Below are 23,446 nucleotides of genomic sequence, written 5' to 3'. Positions count from 1 at the left end.
AAGGTCTCAGACCTTTTTATTGCTTTGGCTGGGTATAACAACCAGAGACAGTTATATTGAAAAATATTGCATTAAATAGTTAACGCTACTTAATACTAAAATATGCTATAATATATATCCCCTCAAAAATAAGCATATTATCGTATTTTCACCAATAATGATATATTTTATCAAGTTTTTTCTTGTAATCGGCTACAGATAATTGATTTAATAATTACCTTTGTAACGCACTTAGGAGCATCAAAAAGGAGATATCAGACTATTAAACTCAAAATAACCATCATGAAATTAGATACCCTAACAGCCATTAGCCCTATTGATGGTCGTTATCGTAACAAAACCGAAGAATTAGCTAACTATTTCTCGGAATATGCATTGATTAAATACCGTGTATTAGTTGAAGTTGAATACTTCATTGCTTTATGCGAACTTCCGTTGCCTCAATTGAAGAATGTCAATCATACAATTTTTCCGGAATTAAGAAAAATAGTTAGTAACTTTTCTGAAGAAGATGCTACTCATATCAAAGAGATTGAGAGCATAACGAATCATGATGTTAAAGCTGTAGAATATTTCATCAAAGAGAAATTTGATGTTCTACACTTGGAGGAATACAAAGAATTCATCCATTTTGGGTTGACTTCGCAGGATATAAATAATACATCGATACCTCTTTCTTTGAAAGAAGCATTAGAAAATGTGTATTATCCGCTTTTAGATGAATTGATAAACCTACTCCAAAGCAGAGCAGAGGAATGGGAAGAAGTTTCTATGCTGGCAAAGACTCACGGACAGCCGGCATCCCCTACCCGATTAGGAAAAGAAATTATGGTTTTTGTGAGCCGACTTAAGAATCAGGTCAATCTTGTAAAATCAGTTCCTTTTTCAGCTAAATTCGGGGGAGCTACAGGAAATTACAATGCTCACACCGTTGCCTATCCTCAATACAATTGGAAAGACTTTGGCTCGAAATTTGTGTCAGACAAACTAGGATTAGTTAGAGAAGAATATACAACACAGATATCCAATTATGATAATATGGCGGCAATCTTTGACGGATTGAAACGCATAAATACAATCATAATTGATTTGAATCGCGACTTCTGGCAATATATTTCGATGGAATACTTTAAGCAAAAGATCAAAGCAGGGGAAATAGGCTCATCGGCCATGCCTCATAAAGTAAATCCCATTGATTTCGAAAATGCAGAAGGAAATCTGGGCATAGCTAATGCTATATTAGAACACTTATCAGCAAAATTGCCAATATCTCGTTTACAAAGAGACCTAACCGATTCTACCGTACTAAGAAATGTGGGTGTTCCTGTTGGACACATTATTATTTCATTGCAAAGTACCCTCAAAGGATTAGGTAAGTTACTTTTAAACAAAGATGCTTTAGATAACGATCTGGAGAAAAACTGGGCAGTAGTAGCTGAAGGAATACAAACCATATTGCGTCGTGAAGGTTATCCAAAGCCATATGAAGCACTAAAAGAATTGACTCGTACCAATGAGGCTATAACAATGACGTCTATCTCTAATTTCATTAACGGACTTTCTGTAAGTGATGAAATAAAAGAAGAACTAAGAAAAATAACGCCTCATACATATACCGGAGTATAACCCCAATAACCGCGAGGTTATTATAATTAATTAATTGATTAAAATTTAAATCTTATTACAGATGATTACAGACAGAGATAATGAAAGCCGAGATGGTTACTCATCATCAAATAAACCGTCTCTTAACAAGAATAATCAGAGTGAAGCGAAGAAAAAACGTCCTCGTGTAGGCGATGCTCGCCCTGTGATTAACCGGGATAACAATAACTCTGACGACAGACGCAGCAACTACAATGCTGATGATAGACGCAGTAATTACAACTCTGAGGATAGAAGGAGTAATTACAATTCTGACGACAGACGTAGTAACTACAATTCTGGAGAAAGAGGAGGCAGCTATAATTCTGGAGAAAGAAGAAGTAATTACAACTCTGATGACAGACGCAGCAGTTACAATTCCGGAGACAGAGGAGGCAGCTATAATTCTGGAGGAGACCGTAGAAACAGTTCTTACCAGTCAAGAGACAATAATCGCAGACCTTATGACAGAGATCAGAGATCGGGAGGTGGCGATCAAAACAGAAACAAAGGTCCTAAACAGCTATTTAAACCTGTTAAGTACAAGGAGAACCTAGATCCTGAAACACCGATTCGTCTAAATAAATACTTGGCTAATGCCGGTGTATGTTCTCGTCGCGAAGCCGATTCGTTCATCACAGCCGGAGTAGTAAGGGTTAACGGAGAATTGGTCTCAGAACTGGGAGCAAAAGTGAAAAGAGGTGACTCTGTAACTTTTCAGGACAAACCGGTACGTTTGGAAAGCAAAGTTTATGTTCTTCTTAATAAGCCGAAAAATACAGTGACGACTTCAGATGATCCACAAAACAGAAAAACTGTTATGGATCTGGTAAAAGGAGCATGTCCTGAACGTATTTATCCGGTAGGTCGTCTTGATAGAAATACTACAGGGGTACTACTTCTTACTAATGACGGGGATTTAGCATCTAAGCTAATGCACCCGAAATATGTAAAGAAAAAGATTTATCAAGTTAAGCTCGATCGTGAAGTAGCCATAGAAGATATGCAGGCTATTGCCGATGGTATTATGCTTGATGACGGCGAAATTCATGCAGATTCGATTGCTTACGTAGGAGAAGACGTTCTGGATGAAGTAGGAATCGAAATCCACTCCGGTAGAAATCGTATCGTACGCCGTATATTCGAAAAATTAGGATATCAGGTGCTAAAATTAGATCGTGTATATTTTGCCGGACTTACCAAGAAAAATGTAACTCGTGGCCGGTGGAGATATTTAACTGAATCGGAAGTAAACATGCTTCGCATGGGTGCATTCGAATAAACAGAATTACAATAATCAGTCAACAGTTATCAGTAGTCAGTTTATAGGGTTTACCTATTACTGCTGGCTGATAACTGTTGACTAATTATCCCTATTTAGAACAAACTTAAATTAAAAATGGAAACAATTCGTAGAACTAAAATTTCAGACTTGCTCCGCAGAGACGATTTTGGAGCAACCGTAAGTGCAAAAGGCTGGGTACGTACCCGCAGAGGCAATAAATTTGTGAGCTTTATACATTTAAATGATGGTTCTACAATTAATAATATACAGGTAGTTGCAGACAATGAACTCTTTAATGAAGAAGTACTAAAGAAAATCACTACCGGAGCATGTATCCACGTGGTTGGTACTTTAGTTGCATCTCAAGGACAAGGTCAAAACTGCGAAATACAAGCCAAAGAAATAGAAATCTATGGTATTGCCGATCCTGAAGAATATCCGTTGCAAAAGCAAAAGAATGGTCCGTCTTTAGAATACCTACGTGAAATAGCACATCTACGTCCAAGAACAAATACTTTTGGAGCGATCCTGCGTATGCGTCACCACATGGCATTTGCTATTCATAAATACTTTAATGACAATGGATTTTATTACCTGCATACACCTATCATAACAGCATCTGATGCGGAAGGTGCAGGTTCTATGTTTCAGGCAACAACTCTGGATTTCAATAATACGCCTCGTACCGAAACAGGTGCAGTAGACTATAGTCAGGATTTCTTCGGACGTCAAACAAACCTTACAGTTTCAGGGCAATTAGAAGGTGAATTAGGTGCGATGGCTTTAGGTGCCATATACACCTTTGGTCCTACATTCCGTGCAGAGAACTCCAATACACCTCGACATCTTGCCGAATTCTGGATGATAGAGCCCGAAGTGGCATTCTATGATATCAATGATAACATGGATTTGGCTGAGGATTTTTTACAATATCTGATCAAATATGCTCTTGAAAATTGTAAAGATGACATTGCTTTCTTAGCCGATAAATATGACAAAGAATTAATCGACAGATTAAACTTTATCACCAATAATAAATTTATCCGTTTGACATACACCGAAGGGGTTAAAATTCTAGAGGAGAGCAAACATAAATTTGAATTTCCCGTATATTGGGGAGCAGATCTTCAATCGGAGCACGAACGTTATCTGGTAGAACAGCATTTCAAATGTCCTGTAATTTTGACTGATTATCCGAAAGAAATCAAGTCATTTTACATGAAACAGAATGAAGATGGAAAAACGGTTCGTGGTATGGATGTTCTTTTCCCTAAAATCGGAGAAATCATCGGAGGATCGGAACGTGAAGCCGATTATGACAAACTGACGAACCGCATCAAAGAAATAGGAATGAATGCCGATCCAATCTGGTGGTATTTAGAAACACGTAAATTTGGTACAGCCCCTCATGCTGGATTCGGACTCGGATTCGAACGTCTTATGCTGTTTGTGACAGGTATGACTAATATTCGAGATGTAATACCATTTCCCCGAACTCCGAACAATGCTGAATTTTAACAAATAAACACCTTGCAGCAGAATAAAGTGATATTCTGCTGCATTATTTTACACACACTAATATATGCTAACACTCTTGAAGAATTGGAGCTGGAGAGACGATTACAGACAGTTGAAAGACCTTTTTAAGTTTATATTTCCAAAAAATAAAACTGAATTCAGACTCGTATCCTGCTTAGTCATTTTATTTTTCTGCTTTGCCTTTATTCCATTATTTTACACAAATGTTTTCGATAATAAGAGATTTATACTTGATCATTATTTCTCCTTTGATAATCCCATGTATTATTCTCAAGGATATTTTGAACTGGGGAGGCATCCTCTTATTAAATTCTTTACAATTCCGATCCTGAGAATTGCTGATATTTTCTATCTTATAACAGGTTCTATGAAGTCACGCACCTTTATCATTGTTTTAGCGTGCAATTTAGGAATAAGCCATTCCATACTATACATTTACAGGTATCTTAAGGAGATTATTCAACTTCAAAAATATCCTCTCTGCCTCATTATGGTGTTTTACACATTCATGGGAATGAATATATTACTTAGTTTTACAATTGAAGCTTTTACCATCTCTGCATATCTGTTAAGCCTGACTATATGCTATTATTCAACCATGATTTATAAAAATAAAAATATACATTTACTAACCAATCTTATACTCGTTTTATCACTTGGAGGAGTAACTATAACTAATGGAATAAAAGGCATTATTCCCATGTTTTTCACTAAAGATAAAACGTCATTAACAATCCTGAAAATTATATTAATAGGAGGTATTTTTACAACTATTTTAATATTCATGCAACTTAAGTATGATATATGGGAGGAAACATCTGTTGCATATCAAAAATTCTCGATACAATCTCCTACGACTAATATCTTTTATGAAAGTATATTTACATTCTGGGGCATACCGGTTCTTATGCCCGATGTTATCTCGAGACCTTGTGGAGCTCCCGGAGCAGGTCTATTCCAAATTATTTTTGATACATACCACAGTTGGTGGCAATTCTTATTTGTCATACTACTCTTAATTCTATTAAGCGTCTCTTTGATATATAATTATAAAAACAAGTTTGTTTGGATCGTCTGTTCAACTTTACTTGTAGATATCGTGGTTCATATTGTATTGAAATTTGGAGTTGATGAGTTTTATCTCTTTTCGGGACATTGGCTGTATTTCATTCCGATACTTCTGGGATGGCTATATAGTAAAGTTGATCGAATAAGATCCAATACTCTTTCGATTATACTTTCTGTCATGGTAATCATTCTTATTATAAATAATACGATTCAATTTATTAATTTTACTAATTTAGCATTTGAGTTGTTTCCCGGTAATTAAGGTCGCAGACCTTTTTATTGCTTTGGCCGAGCACCCTCTTATCCTCCCCAAATAGGAGGAGTAGCTCTCTCTCTATTGGAGAGGGTTGGGGTGAGGTCTTATGTTGGTAAATATAGCGTTAAATATTTAACGCTACTTAAAAACTATTCTGATGGCAAGAACTATTTATACATATCTTCGATTATTACGTGTTCATCAATGGGTGAAAAATTTTTTCATCTTTGCCCCTATATTCTTTTCTTTTAATTTTTTTAATACAGAAGCCCTTCTAAGTGCATTTTATGCATTCACAGGGTTCTCCCTTATTGCCAGTTCTATTTATATAATCAATGACTGGAAAGATATGGAACTTGATCGGCAGCATCCAACAAAAAAGAATCGACCACTTGCAGCTAAAACAATAAGCGTAAAAAGTGCCTTTATTGCATGCTTATTATTGATTGTCTCTGGATTTTCTATTTATCTGTTTGTATTAAAAGATTATGCAGCATCATCTTTACTTGCTTTCTATTTTGTGTTAAATATCTGCTACTGTTTCAAATTAAAACAACTGGCGATCATTGATATTACAATTGTAGCTATAGGCTTCGTTATTCGTCTCTTTATCGGTAGTATTGCCACGGGTATCGAACTGTCTCATTGGATCATCATTCTCACCTTCCTGCTAGCTTTATTATTGGTACTAGGCAAAAGACGTAATGATGTAATTATATATAGCGAAACAGGGCAAGAATTAAGAAAAAGTATATCCGGCTATAATCTTGAATTCTTAAATACTATGATTATAACAATAGTGACTATAATTATATTTAGTTATATCATGTACACTATATCGCCAGAGGTTGTTAACCGAAACGGTGAATATCTATATATCACATCACTATTTGTAATACTTGGATTATTTAGATATCTCCAAGCTATTTTTGTCGAGAAGAAAGGAGATAGTCCCACTAATCTAGTACTTAAAGATCGCTTCCTACAAATAACGATTGTATGCTGGGTGATATCTTTCGTCTCGATGTGGTTATTAAATAAATAATTGAGCAAAAAGATTAATGGATCTTAGAAAAAATATTCTACATCACCTACTACCTGAAAATAGAAAAGAAGTAATAATATTATGCTCAGTCATGCTATTTTATTTCTCATACTCTATTATAATAGCATTTTACACATCAATTATAGATCATGAGACCTTAGCTGATTTGTATTTTTCTTTTGATAACAATATAATATACCAACATGGCTATCAGAGTATTGTTCCACATCCGCTTATGAGGTTTTTAACAAGTCCTATCATATTTGTTGGAGATTGGCTAGCGTTATTATCAGGTTCTCAGAAAGCAAAAACTCTACTTTGGATCATATTTTGCAATTACATGATATCCGGTTCTGTCTTATTTATATTTAAATATCTTCGAAACATAATAAACTTAGGAGATAATATCTCAATTCTCATATCCATGATATTTGTGATAACACCTATAAACCTAATTCTTTGCTTCACTCCCGAATCATTCACCATATCGATCTATATAATAACTTTTATTTTATACTATACAGCATATAGTATAAAACACAAAACTGATATTCCTATTTTAGAAAAAGTAATATTGTCTGTAATTGCAATGGGTATAACCATAACTAACTTCATAATATGTACCCTACCATATATATACTTCAAGAAAACGACAAAAGAGAAAATTAAGGATTTAACGATCATAGGTATATTTGCAGGTATTGTAGTAGCTTGGATAGGCTTAAGTCACCATTTTATTGCCGATACAAAAACTCGTCTGGTGTGGTTCACTCATACCACAGGGCAATTATATGAACATATCATAGATCTATTCTGGGGATCTCCCATTTTCTCTCCTGAATTGTGGATTCACAAATTACGAAATGATGACGCAGACGTTATTAGTATGGGATATTATCACCATTGGTGGCAATACTTATTCATTGGAATCTTAACCGGCTTAATAATACTTTCTTTTATCAGAAATTACAAAAAAAACTTTGTTCAGATTCTCTTTTTAATTCTACTCTTTAATCTGGTGATCCATGTTTACATAAGATATGGTCTGGACGAGCCTTTCATGTTTGGAGCTCACTGGATTTATATAGTTCCATTGATGTTAGGCTGGCTATATCAATCGATGTCTAAACAAGCACAGAAATACATGTACCTGCTGTACGGATTTATACTTATTGCAATGTTTACAAATAATATGTATCATTTGTACCATTTTATAAGCATTACCTTAAAGTTATATCCTGCCTAACTCTAATTTATTTATGCAACACAGTACAATAGCGGCGTTTGATTTTGATGGAACAATCACCACAAAAGATACTCTTTTTGATTTCATCAGGTTTTATACAGGAAGCGGCAAACTGCTCAAAGGATTAATTAAACTGTCACCTACTCTTATATTATACAAACTAGGTTTCATAAAGAATGATGTGGCAAAACAAAAGCTTTTCTCCTATTTTTTCAAGAATAAAAATATTGATGAGTTCAATAAAATAAGCCTAGATTATATAGGAAGAATACATGAGATTGTCAGACCTGCCATTTTAAAGAAGATAGAATGGCATCAAGAGCAAAATCACATAGTTATCATAGTAAGTGCCTCCATTGTCAATTGGATAAAACCATGGGCTTCAGAAATGGGTATAAGAACAGTACTCTCTACCGAAATCGAAGTTAAGAATAACATAATCGAAGGTTCTTTCAGCTCAAAAAATTGTTACGGGCAGGAGAAAGTAAATCGCCTCTTAGCTCAATTTCCCAACAGAAATGAATATATCTTATATGCATACGGTGATAGTGCCGGAGATAAAGAGTTATTAGCTCTTGCCGACTATCCCACTCTGATAAAATAAATGACAATCATTCATATAAGCAAATAGAAATATTTAATGAGATTTTTTCGGGATGTAACAGACTATTCTGCTATACTTAACAAGGTAAAAAATAGAACAAATAGGGCTGAGACCTCACTTACACTCTGGATTAGACATAAAAAAAGCACTCCCAAATGAGAGTGCTTTTCTATTAAAGAGTAATATATCGTTATTATTCTTCAGTCTTTTTGTCTTCACCTTCCACTTTAGCTTTAGCTGCTTTTGGCGCTTTAGCTTTAGGTTCTTTCACTTCAGAAGCTACTTCTGTACCTTCGTCAGCTTTCTTCTTAGAACGACGTGTTTTAGGTTTAGCAGCAGCCTTAGTAGTTTCTTTCAACATATTGTCGTTATAATCTACTAATTCAATAAAACACATTGAAGCATTGTCACCCAAACGGTTTCCGGTTTTGATAATACGAGTATATCCACCTGGACGATCTGCTATCTTTACAGATACATTTTGGAACAATTCTGTTACAGCTGTCTTACTTTGAAGATCTTGGAATACTAAACGTCTTGAGTGAGTACTATCTTCCTTTGATTTAGTAATTATAGGCTCAATAACTTTTCTTAAAGCTTTAGCCTTTGCCACAGTTGTAAAAATACGCTTATGCATAATTAAAGAAGCACACATGTTAGATAACATGGCATTTCTATGCGTATTAGTACGACCTAAGTGATTAAATTTTTTATTATGTCTCATCGCTTATTAATCTTTATCTAATTTATATTTGGAAATATCCATGCCAAAAGAAAGGTTCAGACTATCTAGTAATTCATCTAACTCAGTAAGAGATTTCTTACCAAAGTTACGGAATTTAAGAAGGTCGTTCTTATTGAACTGAACAAGCTCTCCTAAAGTTTCTACTTCTGCCGATTTCAAACAGTTCAGAGCACGAACCGAAAGGTTCATATCTACTAACTTGCTCTTCAACAATTGGCGCATGTGAAGTATTTCTTCATCAAACTCCTCATTACCGTCAGTTTCAGTTTGTTCTAACAAGATTTTCTCATCAGAAAACAACATGAAGTGATGAATAAGGATTTTTGCAGCTTCTTTCAGTGCATCTTTTGGATGTATAGATCCATCAGTCGATATTTCTATCACTAATTTTTCGTAATCCGTTTTTTGCTCTACACGATAATTCTCTATAGAGTATTTTACATTACGGATCGGAGTATAGATAGAGTCAATTGCGATTACATTAACATCATCGGAAAGACTACGATTCTCGTCTGCGGGAACGTATCCACGACCTTTGTTAATGGTCAACTCAATTTGAAGATTCGCACTTGGATCTAAGTGGCAAACCACCAGTTCGGGATTTAAAACTTCAAATCCAGATAAATGCTTACCTATATCTCCAGCTTTGAACACTTCCGAACCCGAAATAGTAATGCTTACTTTCTCATTCTCTATTTCTTCGACTATTTGTTTAAATCGAACTTTTTTCAGATTCAGGATTATATTTGTTACATCCTCTATAACTCCCGGTACTGTAGCAAATTCATGCTCAACACCATCTATTTTTATAGAAGTAATAGCAAAACCTTCAAGTGAAGAAAGGAGAATACGGCGAAGAGCATTACCTACAGTAATACCGTAGCCAGGTTCCAACGGACGAAATTCGAACTTACCGAAGAAGTTGTCCGCTTCTAACATCAATACTTTATCGGGTTTTTGAAATGCTAATATCGCCATGAAATTAATCTTTAGAATACAATTCTACTATCAACTGTTCTTTTATGTTCTCTGGAATATCTGCTCTTTCAGGTAGATGTAAATATTTTCCTGATTTAGTAGAGTTATCCCACTCTATCCATGGATATTTACTATGATTAAATCCTGATAAAGCATTATCAATAACCTCTAAAGATTTTGATTTCTCACGAACAGCTATTATTTGCCCTGGTTTTACAGAGTATGAAGGAATATTTACAATTTTTCCATCTACTAAGATATGACGGTGCGAAACCAACTGACGGGCAGCAGCTCTTGTAGGAGCTATACCCAAGCGGAATACAACATTGTCAAGTCTTGATTCTAGGAATTGTAATAGAACCTCACCTGTTATACCACGTGCACTTGCAGCTTTCTCAAATAAGTTACGGAATTGTTTTTCCAATACTCCGTAAGTATATTTAGCTTTTTGTTTTTCACGCAACTGAATACCGTATTCAGAAGTCTTTTTCTTTCTACCATTACCATGTTGTCCCGGAGGATAATTCTTTCTAGAAAGAACTTTATCCGGTCCGAAGATAGGCTCACCGAATTTACGGGCTATTCTTGATTTTGGTCCTGTATATCTTGCCATTTTTTTTAAATTAAAACATTAAAAAGAAGCGAGAATTGTGCAGCCGCGATTACAGAGAGGGTTACTTGCAATCAATCACAACTCATGTTTCTACTTAGAAATTGGGATTAAACTCTTCTGTGTTTTGGAGGACGACAACCATTGTGAGGAAGTGGAGTAACGTCAACTATTTCTGACACCTCTATACCTGCACCATGTATTGTACGGATTGCAGACTCACGTCCGTTACCAGGACCTTTTACAAACACTTTCACTTTTCTCAAGCCTAAGTCATATGCTACTTTAGCACAATCTGATGCTGCCATCTGAGCTGCATAAGGGGTATTTTTCTTAGAACTTCTAAAACCCATTTTACCTGCCGATGACCAGCTGATCACTTGACCTTCGCTGTTTGTAATCGAAATAATAATATTGTTAAATGAAGAATGCACGTGAACTTGTCCGTTTGCATCAACCTTAACGTTTCTTTTCTTAGCTGCGACTGTTTTTTTTGCCATATCAAACTATTATTTTGTAGCCTTTTTCTTGTTTGCAACAGTTTTCTTTTTACCCTTGCGTGTACGAGCGTTGTTTTTAGTACCTTGTCCTCTAAGAGGCAAACCAATACGGTGACGGATACCACGGTAACAACCGATATCCATTAGGCGCTTGATGTTCAATTGAACTTCAGATCTCAAATCTCCTTCAACCTTAAATTGGCTTGAAATTAATTCACGGATTGTACCAGCTTGTTCGTCTGTCCAATCTTTTACTTTAAGATCTCTATCAACACCTGCTTGTTCTAAAATTTTATTAGAACTACTACGTCCGATACCATATATATATGTCAAGGCAATTTCGCCTCTCTTATTTTGCGGTAAATCGACACCAACTATTCTTATAGCCATATACTAGATTATTTTTGCAAAATTAGTAAATTATCCCTGACGTTGTTTATACTTAGGGTTTTTTTTGTTTATTACGTATAAGCGACCTTTTCTTCTGACGATCTTACAGTCAGCAGTACGCTTCTTTAATGATGCTCTTACTTTCATATTTTGTTTTTTTATTTGTATCTGAAAGAGATCCGACCTTTAGTCAAATCATATGGAGACATTTCAACTCTTACTTTATCACCGGGTAATATTTTAATATAGTGCATTCGCATTTTCCCGGAAATATGAGCAGTTATTTCATGTCCATTTTCTAACTCTACACGAAACATTGCGTTAGACAATGCTTCTATAATTACGCCATCTTGTTCTATTGATGCTTGTTTAGCCATAAAAATTAATTTAGATTCCGTTATTTCCTAGTACAGCCTCAATAAATTCGAACGTTGATAAGATATCTGCTTTACCCTCACGTATCGAAACTGTATGTTCGAAATGAGCTGATAATTTTCTATCTTTTGTTCTTACTGTCCAGCCGTCGCTTTCAAATACAACATTCCTGCTTCCTTGGTTAATCATCGGCTCGATGGCTATACACATACCCTTCTTTAACAAAGGACCTATACCCCTTCTTCCATAATTTGGAACTTCAGGCGCTTCATGCATTTTACGACCAATGCCATGACCAACTAATTCACGCACTACCGAATATCGCAGTTTCTCGCAATAAGTCTGAATGGCTTCACTAACATCTCCGACACGATTACCTTCGATGGCTTTTTCTATACCTTTATATAAAGATTCTTTAGTGGTTCTTAATAAAGCCTTAGCTTCTTCCGATACCTCACCTACACAAAACGTATAGGCCGAATCCCCACAAAAGCCATTCTTCTCAGTTCCGCAATCAACAGATATTATATCTCCGTCTTTAAGAACATAACCTCCGGGTATACCATGCACTACAACATCATTTACCGAAGCACATATGCTTCCTGTAAAATCAATTGCACCCGGTGCACCTTTATAGCCTTTAAAAGATGGAATTGCTCCATGACTTCTGATAAATTCTTCAGCTATTTTATCTAAATGCAGTGTAGTAACCCCCGGCTTGATATGTTTGGCGAGTTCGCCCAGAGTCATACCAACCAAGCGGTTACTCTCACGCATTAATTCTATTTCTTCTTCTGTTTTTAGGAAAATCATTGATCTGTACTAAACTTACTTAATATGCCGCAATTGAACCTGAACGTCCTTTTATTCTACCTGACTTCAACAAACCGTCATAATGTCTCATCAACAAATGACTTTCGATTTGCTGTAAAGTATCCAATACTACCCCTACCAAAATCAATAAAGAAGTACCACCAAAGAAGTGAGAGAATTCTTTACTAATCCCGATTAAACTTGCAAAAGCAGGAAGGATAGCGACTAGAGCTAGAAATAATGAACCGGGCAGAGTTATACGAGACATAATAGTATCGATATAATCAGCCGTTTTCTTTCCGGGTTTAATACCTGGAATGAATCCATTGTTTCTTTTCAATTCATCAGCCATTTGTATTGGATTGATAGTAACCGCAGTATAGAACCATGTAAATGCTATAATTAAAAAAGCAAATATAAGGCAGTATAACCAGCTAGTGTTATCAGTCAAAGAACGCATAAACCATCCGGTCTTATCTGCGGTTGCAAATCCGGCAACAGCAACAGGGATAAACATAATCGCTTGAGCAAAAATGATAGGCATCACGTTGGCAGCATTCACTTTCAATGGGATGTACTGACGCGCACCTCCATATTGTTTATTACCAACGATACGTTTTGCGTACTGTACAGGTATCTTGCGAGTGCCTTGTACAAGAAGTATTGCCATTGCAATAACAAACAGTAAGAATACCATTTCAAGCAAAAATACGATCAAACCACCGGCGCTATCACTTAGACGAGACGTAAACTCTCCAACTAAGGCATGAGGCAATCGGGCGATTATACCAACAAGTATTATAAACGAAATACCGTTTCCAATACCTTTATCCGTAATACGCTCACCTAACCATAGTACAAACATACTACCCCCTGCCAGAATTATGGTTGAAGGCAATAGAAAAGTCCAGAATCCGCCAGGAGCAGCTCCTCCCAAAGCACCTAACAGATAGGCCGGTCCTTGGAAAAGAAGAATTACTAATGTCAGATAACGGGTATATTGGTTAAGCTTATTACGTCCACTCTCCCCTTCTTTTTGTAGTTTTTGAAAGTATGGAAGCGCTATACCCAACAGCTGGATCACAATCGAAGCTGAGATATAAGGCATAATACCCAATGCAAAAATAGAAGCGTTTGCAAAAGCACCACCAGAGAACATGTCAAGCAAGCCTAACAATCCTCCGGATGCACTATGGCGAAGGGCTTCCAAATCCGCGGGATTTACGCCCGGCAACACAACGTGTGTACCAAAACGATAGATCACTACGAAAAAGAAAGTAGTGAGAATCCGTTTGCGCAGATCCTCAATCTTCCATATATTTTCTATTGTTTTTACAAATCCCATCTTACTTCAGTTTTGTTGCGGTTCCACCTACTGCTAAAATCGCAGCTTCTGCTGTCTTAGAGAAAGAATGAGCTTCAACATCTAACTTTACAGTTAATGCTCCATTACCTAAAATCTTCACTAAGTGCTTAGATGAAACAAAACCAGCGTCGATCAGGGTCTGAATATCAATTTTTGTTAGTTTTTGAGCATCAGCCAAATCCTGAAGTACATTCAAATTAATAGGTTTGTATTCTATACGATTGATATTTTTAAAACCATATTTAGGAAGACGGCGTTGGATAGGCATTTGACCTCCTTCAAAACCGATCTTCTTTGAATAACCCGATCTAGACTTAGCACCTTTATGACCTCTTGTTGAAGTACCACCCAAACCAGAACCGGTACCACGACCAATTCTTTTTCTTGTTTTAGTAGAACCTTCAGCAGGTTTTAAATTCGATAAATTCATATGCTTAGATTTTTTATCTTTTACTAGATTATTACTCTACTATAGAAACTAAGTGTTTTACTTTCTCGATCATCCCTCTTACTGCTGGATTATCGGGATGTTCAACCACTCTATTCAATTTTCTTAACCCCAGAGCATCCAATGTTCTTTTTTGATCTATAGGGCTATTGATTCTGCTTCTAACTTGTTTAACTTTAATTGTTGCCATAATTTTGATTTTCTTGCAAATTAACCTTTAAACACTTTCGCCATAGATACTCCTCTGTTTTGAGCAACAGTATAAGCATCTCTTAGTTCACCTAAAGCTTCGATTGTAGCCTTCACCAAGTTGTGAGGGTTAGATGAACCTTTAGATTTCGCAAGAACGTCAGTTACACCAACACTTTCAAGCACGGCGCGCATCGCACCACCTGCTTTTACTCCTGTACCGGGAGAAGCTGGTTTGATGAAAACTTCCGATCCACCGAAACGAGCAAGTTGTTCGTGAGGGATAGTTCCTTTCAATACCGGAACTTTGATCAGGTTTTTCTTAGCAGCTTCAACTCCTTTTGCAATGGCTGTAGTTACCTCGCCGGCTTTACCTAAGCCCCAACCAACTATACCATCTTCGTTACCTACAACGACGATAGCAGCAAAACTGAATGTACGACCACCCTTTGTTACTTTTGTAACGCGATTGATAGCCACTAATCTGTCTTTCAGTTCGATATCGTTGGTCGATTTTACTTTATTATTAATTCCTGCCATTTGTATTAAAATTTAAGTCCACCTTTACGGGCAGCATCTGCCATTTCTTTAACTCTACCGTGATATAAATAACCGTTTCGGTCAAATACTACAGATGTTACGCCTGCTTCTTGAGCAGCCTTAGCTACTAGCTCACCTACTTTTGCTGCCATCTCTTTTTTAGGAGCTTTGTCTCCGATTTTAAGAGAAGAAGCAGAAGCTAGGGTTTTTCCAGTTAAATCGTCAATAACCTGAGCATAAATTTGCTTGTTACTTCTGAAAACTGTCAAACGGGGACGTTCAGTTGTACCTTGTATTTTACTACGTACATCTAACTTTATCTTATTTCTTCTATCTGTCTTCGTTGTCATGATTTTTACAGTTTACGTAAATTATTTACCTGCCGATTTACCAGACTTACGACGTATAACTTCACCCACAAAACGAATACCTTTACCTTTATAAGGCTCTGGTTTACGGAATGAACGGATTTTAGCACACACCATACCGATAAGCTCTTTATCGCAAGATTCTAAAATGATTAGAGGATTCTTGTTTCTCTCAGATTTAGTTTCTATGATTATCTCTTTTGGTAACAACATGTGAATGTTGTGAGTATAACCTAGAGAAAGGTCTAATTGTTGCCCTGCATTAGATGCACGGTAACCAACCCCTACTAATTCTAATTCTTTACGATATCCTTCAGAAACTCCAATAACCATGTTATTTATCAACGATCTGTAAAGACCATGCAAAGCACGGTGCTCTTTTTCATCAGTTGGACGAGTAACCGTCAACACTTCAGCGTCAACAGTAACTTTGATATCAGGATTTACACTTTGAGTTAATTCACCTTTAGCACCTTTTACGGTAACTAAATTGTCTTTATCCACACTTACGGTAACTCCCGCAGGGATAGTTATAGGTAATTTTCCAATTCTTGACATAGTATACCTCCTCTTAATTAATAAACATAACATAAAACTTCTCCACCCACTTTCAAACCGCGAGCTTCTTTGTCAGTCATAATACCTTGAGAGGTAGACAATACAGCTATACCAAGACCGTTAAGTACTCTTGGCATCTCTTTGTATCCTGTATACTTACGAAGACCTGGAGTTGAGATACGAATTAATTTCTTAATCGCATTCACTTTATTTACGGGGTCATATTTCAAGGCTATTTTAATAGAACCTTGAGGACCTTCTTCTACAAACTTATAGTTAAGTATGTAGCCTTTTTCAAAGAGAATTTTAGTAATTTCTCTTTTCAAATTCGACGCTGGTATTTCTACCACTCTGTGCTTCGCCATGATGGCGTTTCTCAAGCGCGTCAAATAATCTGCTATTGGATCTGTCATTATAAAATTGATTTAAATTAATCCCGAACCCGGGACAATATTTAATTCTAAAAAAAATTCTTTATATTACCAGCTAGCTTTCTTGATGCCTGGTATTAAGCCTTTAGAAGCCATTTCTCTGAACTGAATACGAGAGATTCCAAATTGGCGTAAATACCCTTTTGGACGACCGGTCATACTACATCTGTTGTGTAGACGAACAGGAGACGCATTCTTTGGCAGAGCTTGAAGTCCTTCGTAATCTCCTTCAGACTTCAACTGAGCTCTTTTAGCTGCATATTTAGCTACTAATCTTGCTCTTTTAACCTCACGGGCTTTCATTGATTCTTTTGCCATCTTATATCAATTCTTTTTTTGCGTTCTTAAATGGTAAACCAAATTCTTTCAAAAGAGCATACCCTTCTTCATCTGTTTTTGCAGAAGTTACAAAGGTAATATTCATTCCCAGAATTTTACTAATCGAATCGATATTAATTTCAGGGAAAATGATTTGCTCCTGTATACCTAATGTATAGTTACCGCGTCCATCAAGTTTGCTTTCGATACCTTTGAAGTCACGAATACGAGGAAGTGCAACTTTTACAAGTCTTTCCAAAAATTCGTACATTTGGTTACCACGCAATGTTACCATTACACCAATAGGCATTTTTTTACGCAACTTAAAGTTCGAAATATCTTTTTTAGATACTGTTGCTACAGCTTTTTGACCAGTGATCGCAGTCAACTCGTTGATTGCTGTTTCGATGATCTTTTTATCGGCAACTGCTATTCCTAAACCTTGATTGATAACAATCTTTTTAAGAACAGGCACTTGCATTGGCGATTTATAATCGAATTCTTTCATCAGAGAAGAAACAATACGATCTTTATATTCTGTTTTAAGAGTTGTTGTATTGCTCATTATTTAATCTCCTTCCCTGTTTTTTTAGAATAACGCACTAGCTTACCATTCAATTCTTTACGTCCAATTCTTGTTGGCTTTCCTGATTCAGGATCTACCACATTCAAATTAGATATATGAATAGGAGCTTCTACTTTCTCAATACCTCCTTGAGGATTTTTTGCATTAGGCTTAGTATGCTTAGATACCATGTTCAGACCTTCAACAATGGCACGTTGTTTGTCAATAATGACTTTAACAACGCGACCTGTCTTACCTTTGTCTGTACCGGTGTTCACATAAACGATGTCACCTTTCTTTATATGTAACTTACTCATTACCGTCTGGATTTATTTAGATTAAAGTACCTCTGGTGCTAAAGAAACGATCTTCATATTCACCGATCGCAATTCTCTTGCTACTGGTCCGAAAATACGGGTTCCTCTGATTTCACCGGCAGCATTCAACAATACACACGCATTGTCGTCGAAACGGATATATGATCCGTCAGCTCTACGTACTTCTTTTCTTGTACGTACAACCATTGCTTTAGTTACTGCACCTTTCTTAACATCACTTGAAGGGATCACACTTTTGATAGCAACTACTATTATATCTCCAACAGATGCATAGCGTCTTCTTGTGCCTCCTAGTACTCGGATACATAGAGCTTCTCTGGCTCCGCTGTTGTCCGTTACTGCTAATCTCGATTCTTGTTGTATCATTTTATTTAGCCCTTTCGATTATTTCGATTAATCTCCATCTTTTAGTTTTGCTCAAAGGACGAGTTTCCATAATACGTACAGTATCACCGATGTTACACTCGTTTTTTTCATCATGAGCATGAAATTTCTTCGTTTTATTAACGAATTTCCCGTAAATAGGGTGTTTTTCTTTCCATTTTACAGCAACAGTAACGGTCTTATCCATTTTATTACTGAAAACGACCCCGATTCTTTCTTTTCTTAAATTTCTAGTTTCCATCAGCTCTTATTACTTTTTATTTATTTCTCTTTGACGCAACACTGTCAAGATACGAGCGATATCACGGCGCTTTTCTTTAATCTTACCAGGGTTATCCAATGGAGTCACACTGTGGTTCAAAACTAATTGATCCAATGCCAATTTTTCGACATTCAATCTTTCTGCTAAATCCTTTTCGGATAATTCTCTTACTTCTGCAATCTTCATAGTGCTTAAGAATTTTGAGTTAAATCATAATCTCTGCGTACCACAAATTTTGTAGTAACCGGTAATTTTTGAGCTGCTAAACGCAATGCTTCTTTAGCAACTTCAAAAGATACACCTTCGATTTCGAAAATCATTCTTCCCGGAGTAACGGGTGCCACAAATCCTTCTGGCGAACCTTTACCCTTACCCATACGCACTTCAGCAGGTTTCTTTGTAATCGGTTTGTCTGGGAAAATTCTCACCCAAACCTGACCTTGACGTTGCATGTAACGAGTTACAGCAATACGAGCCGCTTCGATCTGACGTCCGGTAATCCATTTGGTCTCAAGGGTCTTGATACCGAACGAACCGAAAGCAAGTTGGCTGCCTCTTTGGGCATTACCTTTCATGCGACCTTTTTGCTGTCTTCTAAATTTTGTTTTCTTCGGTTGTAACATCTTTTTTCAAATGTTTAATTCTTATTTTCTCTTTCCTTTCTTGAAACCTCTTCCATCGTTCGATCTACGATTATCATTCCCTCCTCTGTTTTGAGAAGAAGATGGTTCTTTAGATACTACAAATGATGGTGCAAGGTCTTTCTTGCCATAAATTTCTCCACGGCAAATCCATACTTTGATACCGAGTAAACCAACTTTAGTCAAAGCCTCAGCATGAGCATAATCAATATCAGCACGGAATGTGTGAAGTGGAGTTCTTCCTTCTTTGTACATTTCCGAACGAGCCATTTCAGCTCCGTTCAAACGTCCAGAGATTTGGATTTTGATACCTTCAGCACCCATTCTGATAGTTGAAGCAATAGCCATTTTGATTGCACGACGGTAAGCAATTTTACCTTCTAACTGACGTGCAATATTATTAGCTACTATTACTGCATCTAACTCAGGTTTTTTGATTTCAAAAATATTGATTTGAATATCTTTATCTGTAATTTTCTTTAATTCCTCTTTTAGCTTGTCTACTTCCTGACCGCCTTTTCCGATAATAATACCGGGACGGGCTGTACATACAGTAATAGTTACAAGTTTCAAAGTTCTTTCGATCACTATGCGAGATACACTAGCTTTTGCCAGGCGAGCATTCAAGTATTTACGGATTTTGCTATCTTCCAATAAAGTAGCACCGTAATTGTTGCCGCCGTACCAGTTAGAATCCCATCCTCTTATTATACCTAAACGATTCGCTATCGGATTGATTTTTTGTCCCATCTGGCTAAATTAATTTTGTTTTTTATTACTAAGTGCATCAACTGTAATAGTTACGTGATTCGAACGTTTACGAATTCTGTAACCTCTACCTTGTGGAGCAGGACGAAGTCTTTTTAACATCGCACCTCCATCTACATATATCGAAGACACATAAAGTTCACCACTCTCGGCTTTACGCTCATTTTTAGCTTCCCAGTTAGCAATAGAAGAACGCAATAGTTTTTCAACTCTTGCAGCTGCTTCTTTATTTGAGAATTTCAAAACGCCAAGAGCTCTAAACGCTTCCATACCTCTCACCATATCTGCAACTAAACGCATTTTACGTGGCGAAGTAGGAATGTTGTTCAACTTAGCTAAAGAAACCGTTTGTTTGGCTTCTTTTCTAGCGTCAGCTGCTATTCTTTTTCTCTTACCCATTTTATATTAATGTTTCTTTTTTGTTGAATAAATTTTGGCTTTTGCTTGATTATCTCTTCTTGTTACCACCGTGTCCACGGAAAGTACGAGTTAGAGCAAATTCTCCTAATTTATGACCTACCATATTCTCAGTTACATATACAGGAATAAATTTATTTCCGTTATGAACAGCAATAGTATGACCTACAAAATCAGGTGAAATCATTGAAGCCCTTGCCCATGTCTTAACAACAGCTTTCTTGCCTGACTCATTCATAGCCAAAACTTTTTTCTCAAGCTTAACATTAATATACGGGCCTTTTTTTAATGAACGACTCATAATTCTTTTAATTAAATCAGGTTACTTCTTTCTTCTTTCAATTATATACTTAGAAGAATGTTTCTTTGGTGCTCTTGTTTTAAGACCTTTAGAATACAATCCTTTACGTGATCTTGGGTGACCTCCTGAAGCACGACCTTCACCACCACCCATGGGGTGATCGACAGGGTTCATTACTACACCTCTAACACGAGGACGATTTCCAAGCCATCTAGAGCGACCAGCTTTACCTGATTTTTCAAGTGCATGATCAGAGTTACCAACACTACCTACAGTTGCTTTACAAGCTGAAAGTATTTTACGTGTTTCTCCGGAAGGCATTCTAACGATAGCATAGTCACCTTCACGAGAAGTTAACTGTGCGAATCCTCCTGCCGAACGAACTAGTTTCGCTCCTTGTCCCGGACGTAATTCTAAATTATGTACTACTGTACCGATAGGAATATTCGCCAAAGGCAAAGCATTTCCTACCTCAGGAGCTGCATTAGCACCTGACATCACTGTTTGACCTACCTGCAGGCCATTAGGAGCAATCATATAAGCTTTTGCTCCGTCTGCGTAATGTAACAAAGCAATACGAGCCGAACGATTCGGGTCGTATTCAATTGTTGCCACTGTAGCAGGTACTCCGTCTTTAGTTCTCTTGAAGTCAATTAGTCTGTACTTTCTTTTATGACCGCCACCTACGTTGCGAACAGTCATCTTTCCAGTATTGTTACGACCACCTGAAGTATGCTTCCCGACTACAAGAGATTTTTCTGGTACACTTGCAGTGATCTCTTCGAATGTACCAATAATTTTGTGTCTTTGCCCCGGTGTTGTGGGCTTTAATTTACGTACTGCCATTTTTTATCTTAGATATTACTAAAAAAGTCTATTACTTCACCTTCTTTCAAGGTTACGATTGCTTTCTTGTAAGCAGGAGTTTTTCCACTAACCACACCAGCTTTTGTAAAACGGCTTTTGCGTTTTCCGGCATAATTCATTGTGTTTATATCTTCTACTTTAACTCCGTAAATTTGCTCTATTGCATTTTTGATTTCCACCTTATTTGCACTAGGAGCAACACGAAAACCATAACGATTCGGAAATTTTTCAGAGATCGCTGTTTGTTTTTCTGTTAGAATTGGTTTAATTAAAATACCCATTTTTTACCTCCTTATGCTTTTAAAAGTTTATCAATTACTGCAACCGAAGATTCTGCCATAATCAAGCTTGAACAATTCAAGATGGTGTAAGCATTTATCTCAGAAGCAGTTACAACTTTAACTCGCTCTAAATTACGAGCCGACAAATATACGTTTTTATTTTGATCCGACAAAACCAAAACTACCTTTTTATCAGCCACTTGCAAACTTTTAGTCAAAGCAATAAAATCTTTAGTTTTTGGTGTTTCGAAATTGAAATCCTCAACTACTACGATTTGATTGTCTTTAGCTTTGTATGCAAGAGCAGATTTACGAGCAAGAACTTTTACTTTCTTGTTCAATTTAAAGCTATAATCTCTTGGTTTTGGACCAAAAACACGAGCTCCACCAACTAAGATAGGAGATTTGATATCGCCACGACGAGCTCCACCTCCACCTTTTTGTTTGATAAGCTTACGTGTACTACCCGACAATTCACTTCTTTCTTTAGACTTGTGAGTACCTTGACGTTGATTAGCCAAATACTGCTTTACATCTAACCAAAGAACGTGGTCGTTAGGCTCAATTCCATAGATAGCATCGTCCAACGATACTTTCTTGCCGGTATCCTTACCGCTTATGTTAAATACACTAAGTTCCATTATTTTTCAATTAATACGATTGAACCTTTGCTTCCCGGAACAGAACCTTTTACTAACAAAAGATTATGTTCAGCGATCACTTTAATAATTTGTAAGTTTTGAACAGTAACACGTACGTTACCCATTTGTCCACCCATTCTTGTTCCTTTGAACACCTTAGCAGGATAAGAACAAGCTCCGATAGAACCCGGTGCACGTAAACGGTTATGTTGTCCTAATGTTGCCTGACCAACCCCGGCAAAACCGTGGCGTTTAACAACACCTTGGAAACCTTTACCTTTTGATGTTCCGATAACATCGATAAAGCCGTTTTCCTCCAACAAATCTACAGTTATTACATCGCCTAACTTGTAGCTTTCTTCAAATCCTTTGAACTCAGCCAAGTGTCTCTTAGGTGTTACTCCTGCTTTTTTAAAGTGACCTTGCAGAGGTTTGCTAGTATGTTTGTCTTTTGCATCGACAAAACCTAACTGAACAGCCTCATAACCATCTTTATCAGCAGTCTTCACTTGAGTAACAACACAAGGACCCACTTCGATAACAGTGCATGGAACATTCTTTCCCTCGGCACTGAAAACGGATGTCATTCCGATTTTTTTTCCTAATAATCCTGGCATTTCAATAATTTTTTTTTAGTTGACAAGTATACTAGTTGACAAGTTGAC

36 protein-coding genes are annotated in these 23,446 nt (G+C 36.7%); 7 read left to right on the top strand and 29 right to left on the bottom strand.

Features of this window, described 5'->3' with window-relative positions; genetic code table 11:
* Nucleotides 1-282: 282 nt before the first annotated feature.
* The 7 genes from purB (at nt 283) to CLV62_RS04890 (ending at nt 8,687) form a co-directional block, all read left to right on the top strand.
* Nucleotides 283-1,626, top strand: a complete 1,344-nt coding sequence (gene purB / locus CLV62_RS04920; protein WP_110309664.1) for an adenylosuccinate lyase — start codon at nt 283-285, stop codon at nt 1,624-1,626.
* Between the two features lie 61 nt (nt 1,627-1,687).
* Nucleotides 1,688-2,926 carry a pseudouridine synthase gene (locus CLV62_RS04915; protein WP_110309663.1) on the top strand — a complete coding sequence of 413 codons (1,239 nt, stop codon included), beginning with the start codon at nt 1,688-1,690 and terminating at the stop codon, nt 2,924-2,926.
* A gap of 117 nt (nt 2,927-3,043) precedes the next feature.
* The gene (asnS, locus tag CLV62_RS04910) at nt 3,044-4,447 is read left to right on the top strand and encodes an asparagine--tRNA ligase (RefSeq protein ID WP_110309662.1); all 1,404 of its coding nucleotides are present in this window, start codon (nt 3,044-3,046) and stop codon (nt 4,445-4,447) included.
* Between the two features lie 64 nt (nt 4,448-4,511).
* Nucleotides 4,512-5,798, top strand: coding sequence for a DUF6080 domain-containing protein (locus tag CLV62_RS04905; protein WP_110309661.1), 1,287 nt, complete (start codon nt 4,512-4,514; stop codon nt 5,796-5,798).
* A gap of 151 nt (nt 5,799-5,949) precedes the next feature.
* Nucleotides 5,950-6,837 (top strand): decaprenyl-phosphate phosphoribosyltransferase, encoded by an 888-nt coding sequence (locus CLV62_RS04900; protein ID WP_110309660.1) that lies wholly within the window; start codon nt 5,950-5,952, stop codon nt 6,835-6,837.
* A gap of 16 nt (nt 6,838-6,853) precedes the next feature.
* Nucleotides 6,854-8,083 carry a DUF6080 domain-containing protein gene (locus tag CLV62_RS04895; protein ID WP_110309659.1) on the top strand — a complete coding sequence of 410 codons (1,230 nt, stop codon included), beginning with the start codon at nt 6,854-6,856 and terminating at the stop codon, nt 8,081-8,083.
* A 13-nt stretch (nt 8,084-8,096) separates the two neighbouring features.
* The gene (locus CLV62_RS04890; protein WP_110309658.1) at nt 8,097-8,687 is read left to right on the top strand and encodes an HAD family hydrolase; all 591 of its coding nucleotides are present in this window, start codon (nt 8,097-8,099) and stop codon (nt 8,685-8,687) included.
* Between the two features lie 193 nt (nt 8,688-8,880).
* On the opposite strand, the gene rplQ is transcribed toward CLV62_RS04890, so the two are convergent.
* From rplQ to rplC, 29 genes are all read right to left on the bottom strand, one after another.
* Nucleotides 8,881-9,411 (bottom strand): 50S ribosomal protein L17, encoded by a 531-nt coding sequence (gene rplQ / locus CLV62_RS04885; RefSeq protein WP_110309657.1) that lies wholly within the window; start codon nt 9,409-9,411, stop codon nt 8,881-8,883.
* A gap of 6 nt (nt 9,412-9,417) precedes the next feature.
* Nucleotides 9,418-10,410 (bottom strand): DNA-directed RNA polymerase subunit alpha, encoded by a 993-nt coding sequence (locus CLV62_RS04880; protein WP_050709710.1) that lies wholly within the window; start codon nt 10,408-10,410, stop codon nt 9,418-9,420.
* 4 nt (nt 10,411-10,414) lie between these two features.
* Entirely contained in the window at nt 10,415-11,023 is a 609-nt protein-coding gene (rpsD, locus tag CLV62_RS04875; RefSeq protein ID WP_050709709.1) for a 30S ribosomal protein S4, read from the bottom strand.
* A gap of 107 nt (nt 11,024-11,130) precedes the next feature.
* The gene (rpsK, locus tag CLV62_RS04870; RefSeq protein WP_050709708.1) at nt 11,131-11,520 is read right to left on the bottom strand and encodes a 30S ribosomal protein S11; all 390 of its coding nucleotides are present in this window, start codon (nt 11,518-11,520) and stop codon (nt 11,131-11,133) included.
* A 9-nt stretch (nt 11,521-11,529) separates the two neighbouring features.
* Nucleotides 11,530-11,910, bottom strand: coding sequence for a 30S ribosomal protein S13 (rpsM, locus tag CLV62_RS04865; RefSeq protein ID WP_050709707.1), 381 nt, complete (start codon nt 11,908-11,910; stop codon nt 11,530-11,532).
* A 30-nt stretch (nt 11,911-11,940) separates the two neighbouring features.
* Nucleotides 11,941-12,057, bottom strand: a complete 117-nt coding sequence (gene ykgO / locus CLV62_RS04860) for a type B 50S ribosomal protein L36 (RefSeq protein ID WP_006800238.1) — start codon at nt 12,055-12,057, stop codon at nt 11,941-11,943.
* A gap of 11 nt (nt 12,058-12,068) precedes the next feature.
* Nucleotides 12,069-12,287 (bottom strand): translation initiation factor IF-1, encoded by a 219-nt coding sequence (infA, locus tag CLV62_RS04855; RefSeq protein WP_050709706.1) that lies wholly within the window; start codon nt 12,285-12,287, stop codon nt 12,069-12,071.
* A 10-nt stretch (nt 12,288-12,297) separates the two neighbouring features.
* The gene (map, locus tag CLV62_RS04850; protein ID WP_110309656.1) at nt 12,298-13,098 is read right to left on the bottom strand and encodes a type I methionyl aminopeptidase; all 801 of its coding nucleotides are present in this window, start codon (nt 13,096-13,098) and stop codon (nt 12,298-12,300) included.
* Between the two features lie 19 nt (nt 13,099-13,117).
* The gene (gene secY, locus CLV62_RS04845) at nt 13,118-14,443 is read right to left on the bottom strand and encodes a preprotein translocase subunit SecY (protein WP_110309655.1); all 1,326 of its coding nucleotides are present in this window, start codon (nt 14,441-14,443) and stop codon (nt 13,118-13,120) included.
* 1 nt (nt 14,444) lies between these two features.
* Nucleotides 14,445-14,894: a 50S ribosomal protein L15 gene (gene rplO, locus CLV62_RS04840; protein WP_110309654.1), complete on the bottom strand. Its 450-nt coding sequence runs from the start codon at nt 14,892-14,894 to the stop codon at nt 14,445-14,447.
* Between the two features lie 31 nt (nt 14,895-14,925).
* Nucleotides 14,926-15,102, bottom strand: coding sequence for a 50S ribosomal protein L30 (gene rpmD, locus CLV62_RS04835; RefSeq protein ID WP_110309653.1), 177 nt, complete (start codon nt 15,100-15,102; stop codon nt 14,926-14,928).
* A 20-nt stretch (nt 15,103-15,122) separates the two neighbouring features.
* The gene (gene rpsE / locus CLV62_RS04830; protein ID WP_050709701.1) at nt 15,123-15,641 is read right to left on the bottom strand and encodes a 30S ribosomal protein S5; all 519 of its coding nucleotides are present in this window, start codon (nt 15,639-15,641) and stop codon (nt 15,123-15,125) included.
* A gap of 5 nt (nt 15,642-15,646) precedes the next feature.
* On the bottom strand, nt 15,647-15,991 hold the full coding sequence (gene rplR, locus CLV62_RS04825; RefSeq protein WP_050709700.1) for a 50S ribosomal protein L18: 345 nt from the start codon (nt 15,989-15,991) through the stop codon (nt 15,647-15,649).
* A gap of 21 nt (nt 15,992-16,012) precedes the next feature.
* Nucleotides 16,013-16,567 (bottom strand): 50S ribosomal protein L6, encoded by a 555-nt coding sequence (gene rplF / locus CLV62_RS04820; RefSeq protein WP_110309652.1) that lies wholly within the window; start codon nt 16,565-16,567, stop codon nt 16,013-16,015.
* 17 nt (nt 16,568-16,584) lie between these two features.
* On the bottom strand, nt 16,585-16,980 hold the full coding sequence (gene rpsH / locus CLV62_RS04815; protein WP_110309651.1) for a 30S ribosomal protein S8: 396 nt from the start codon (nt 16,978-16,980) through the stop codon (nt 16,585-16,587).
* A gap of 66 nt (nt 16,981-17,046) precedes the next feature.
* Nucleotides 17,047-17,316: a 30S ribosomal protein S14 gene (gene rpsN / locus CLV62_RS04810; RefSeq protein ID WP_110309650.1), complete on the bottom strand. Its 270-nt coding sequence runs from the start codon at nt 17,314-17,316 to the stop codon at nt 17,047-17,049.
* A gap of 1 nt (nt 17,317) precedes the next feature.
* Complete coding sequence (gene rplE, locus CLV62_RS04805; protein ID WP_110309649.1) at nt 17,318-17,881, bottom strand: 50S ribosomal protein L5; 564 nt, start codon at nt 17,879-17,881, stop codon at nt 17,318-17,320.
* Nucleotides 17,881-18,198 (bottom strand): 50S ribosomal protein L24, encoded by a 318-nt coding sequence (gene rplX, locus CLV62_RS04800; RefSeq protein ID WP_050709695.1) that lies wholly within the window; start codon nt 18,196-18,198, stop codon nt 17,881-17,883. The genes rplE and rplX overlap by 1 nt, the downstream gene beginning before the upstream one ends.
* A 21-nt stretch (nt 18,199-18,219) precedes the next feature.
* Nucleotides 18,220-18,585 (bottom strand): 50S ribosomal protein L14, encoded by a 366-nt coding sequence (gene rplN / locus CLV62_RS04795; protein ID WP_050709694.1) that lies wholly within the window; start codon nt 18,583-18,585, stop codon nt 18,220-18,222.
* Between the two features lies 1 nt (nt 18,586).
* A complete protein-coding gene (gene rpsQ / locus CLV62_RS04790; protein ID WP_050709693.1) occupies nt 18,587-18,844 on the bottom strand; it encodes a 30S ribosomal protein S17 in 258 nt (85 codons plus the stop codon).
* A 9-nt stretch (nt 18,845-18,853) separates the two neighbouring features.
* Nucleotides 18,854-19,051 carry a 50S ribosomal protein L29 gene (rpmC, locus tag CLV62_RS04785; RefSeq protein WP_110309648.1) on the bottom strand — a complete coding sequence of 66 codons (198 nt, stop codon included), beginning with the start codon at nt 19,049-19,051 and terminating at the stop codon, nt 18,854-18,856.
* A gap of 5 nt (nt 19,052-19,056) precedes the next feature.
* Nucleotides 19,057-19,488 carry a 50S ribosomal protein L16 gene (gene rplP, locus CLV62_RS04780; protein ID WP_110309647.1) on the bottom strand — a complete coding sequence of 144 codons (432 nt, stop codon included), beginning with the start codon at nt 19,486-19,488 and terminating at the stop codon, nt 19,057-19,059.
* A 21-nt stretch (nt 19,489-19,509) separates the two neighbouring features.
* Nucleotides 19,510-20,256, bottom strand: a complete 747-nt coding sequence (rpsC, locus tag CLV62_RS04775; protein WP_110309646.1) for a 30S ribosomal protein S3 — start codon at nt 20,254-20,256, stop codon at nt 19,510-19,512.
* Nucleotides 20,257-20,265: 9 nt separating this feature from the next.
* On the bottom strand, nt 20,266-20,673 hold the full coding sequence (gene rplV / locus CLV62_RS04770; RefSeq protein ID WP_110309645.1) for a 50S ribosomal protein L22: 408 nt from the start codon (nt 20,671-20,673) through the stop codon (nt 20,266-20,268).
* Between the two features lie 49 nt (nt 20,674-20,722).
* Nucleotides 20,723-20,992, bottom strand: coding sequence for a 30S ribosomal protein S19 (gene rpsS / locus CLV62_RS04765; protein WP_029903251.1), 270 nt, complete (start codon nt 20,990-20,992; stop codon nt 20,723-20,725).
* Nucleotides 20,993-21,013: 21 nt separating this feature from the next.
* Entirely contained in the window at nt 21,014-21,838 is an 825-nt protein-coding gene (gene rplB / locus CLV62_RS04760; protein WP_110309644.1) for a 50S ribosomal protein L2, read from the bottom strand.
* 8 nt (nt 21,839-21,846) lie between these two features.
* A complete protein-coding gene (rplW, locus tag CLV62_RS04755; protein WP_050709687.1) occupies nt 21,847-22,140 on the bottom strand; it encodes a 50S ribosomal protein L23 in 294 nt (97 codons plus the stop codon).
* An 11-nt stretch (nt 22,141-22,151) separates the two neighbouring features.
* On the bottom strand, nt 22,152-22,781 hold the full coding sequence (gene rplD / locus CLV62_RS04750; protein WP_110309643.1) for a 50S ribosomal protein L4: 630 nt from the start codon (nt 22,779-22,781) through the stop codon (nt 22,152-22,154).
* Nucleotides 22,781-23,398, bottom strand: a complete 618-nt coding sequence (gene rplC, locus CLV62_RS04745) for a 50S ribosomal protein L3 (protein ID WP_110309642.1) — start codon at nt 23,396-23,398, stop codon at nt 22,781-22,783. The genes rplD and rplC overlap by 1 nt, the downstream gene beginning before the upstream one ends.
* Nucleotides 23,399-23,446 lie beyond the last annotated feature (48 nt).

It is taken from the genome of Indolivaga alginatilytica, from assembly GCF_003201355.1.
GTDB classification, from domain to species: Bacteria; Bacteroidota; Bacteroidia; order Bacteroidales; family Dysgonomonadaceae; genus Dysgonomonas_A; species Dysgonomonas_A alginatilytica.
Note: the sequence above shows the minus strand (reverse complement) of the source record. Positions and strands in the feature narration are given on the sequence as shown.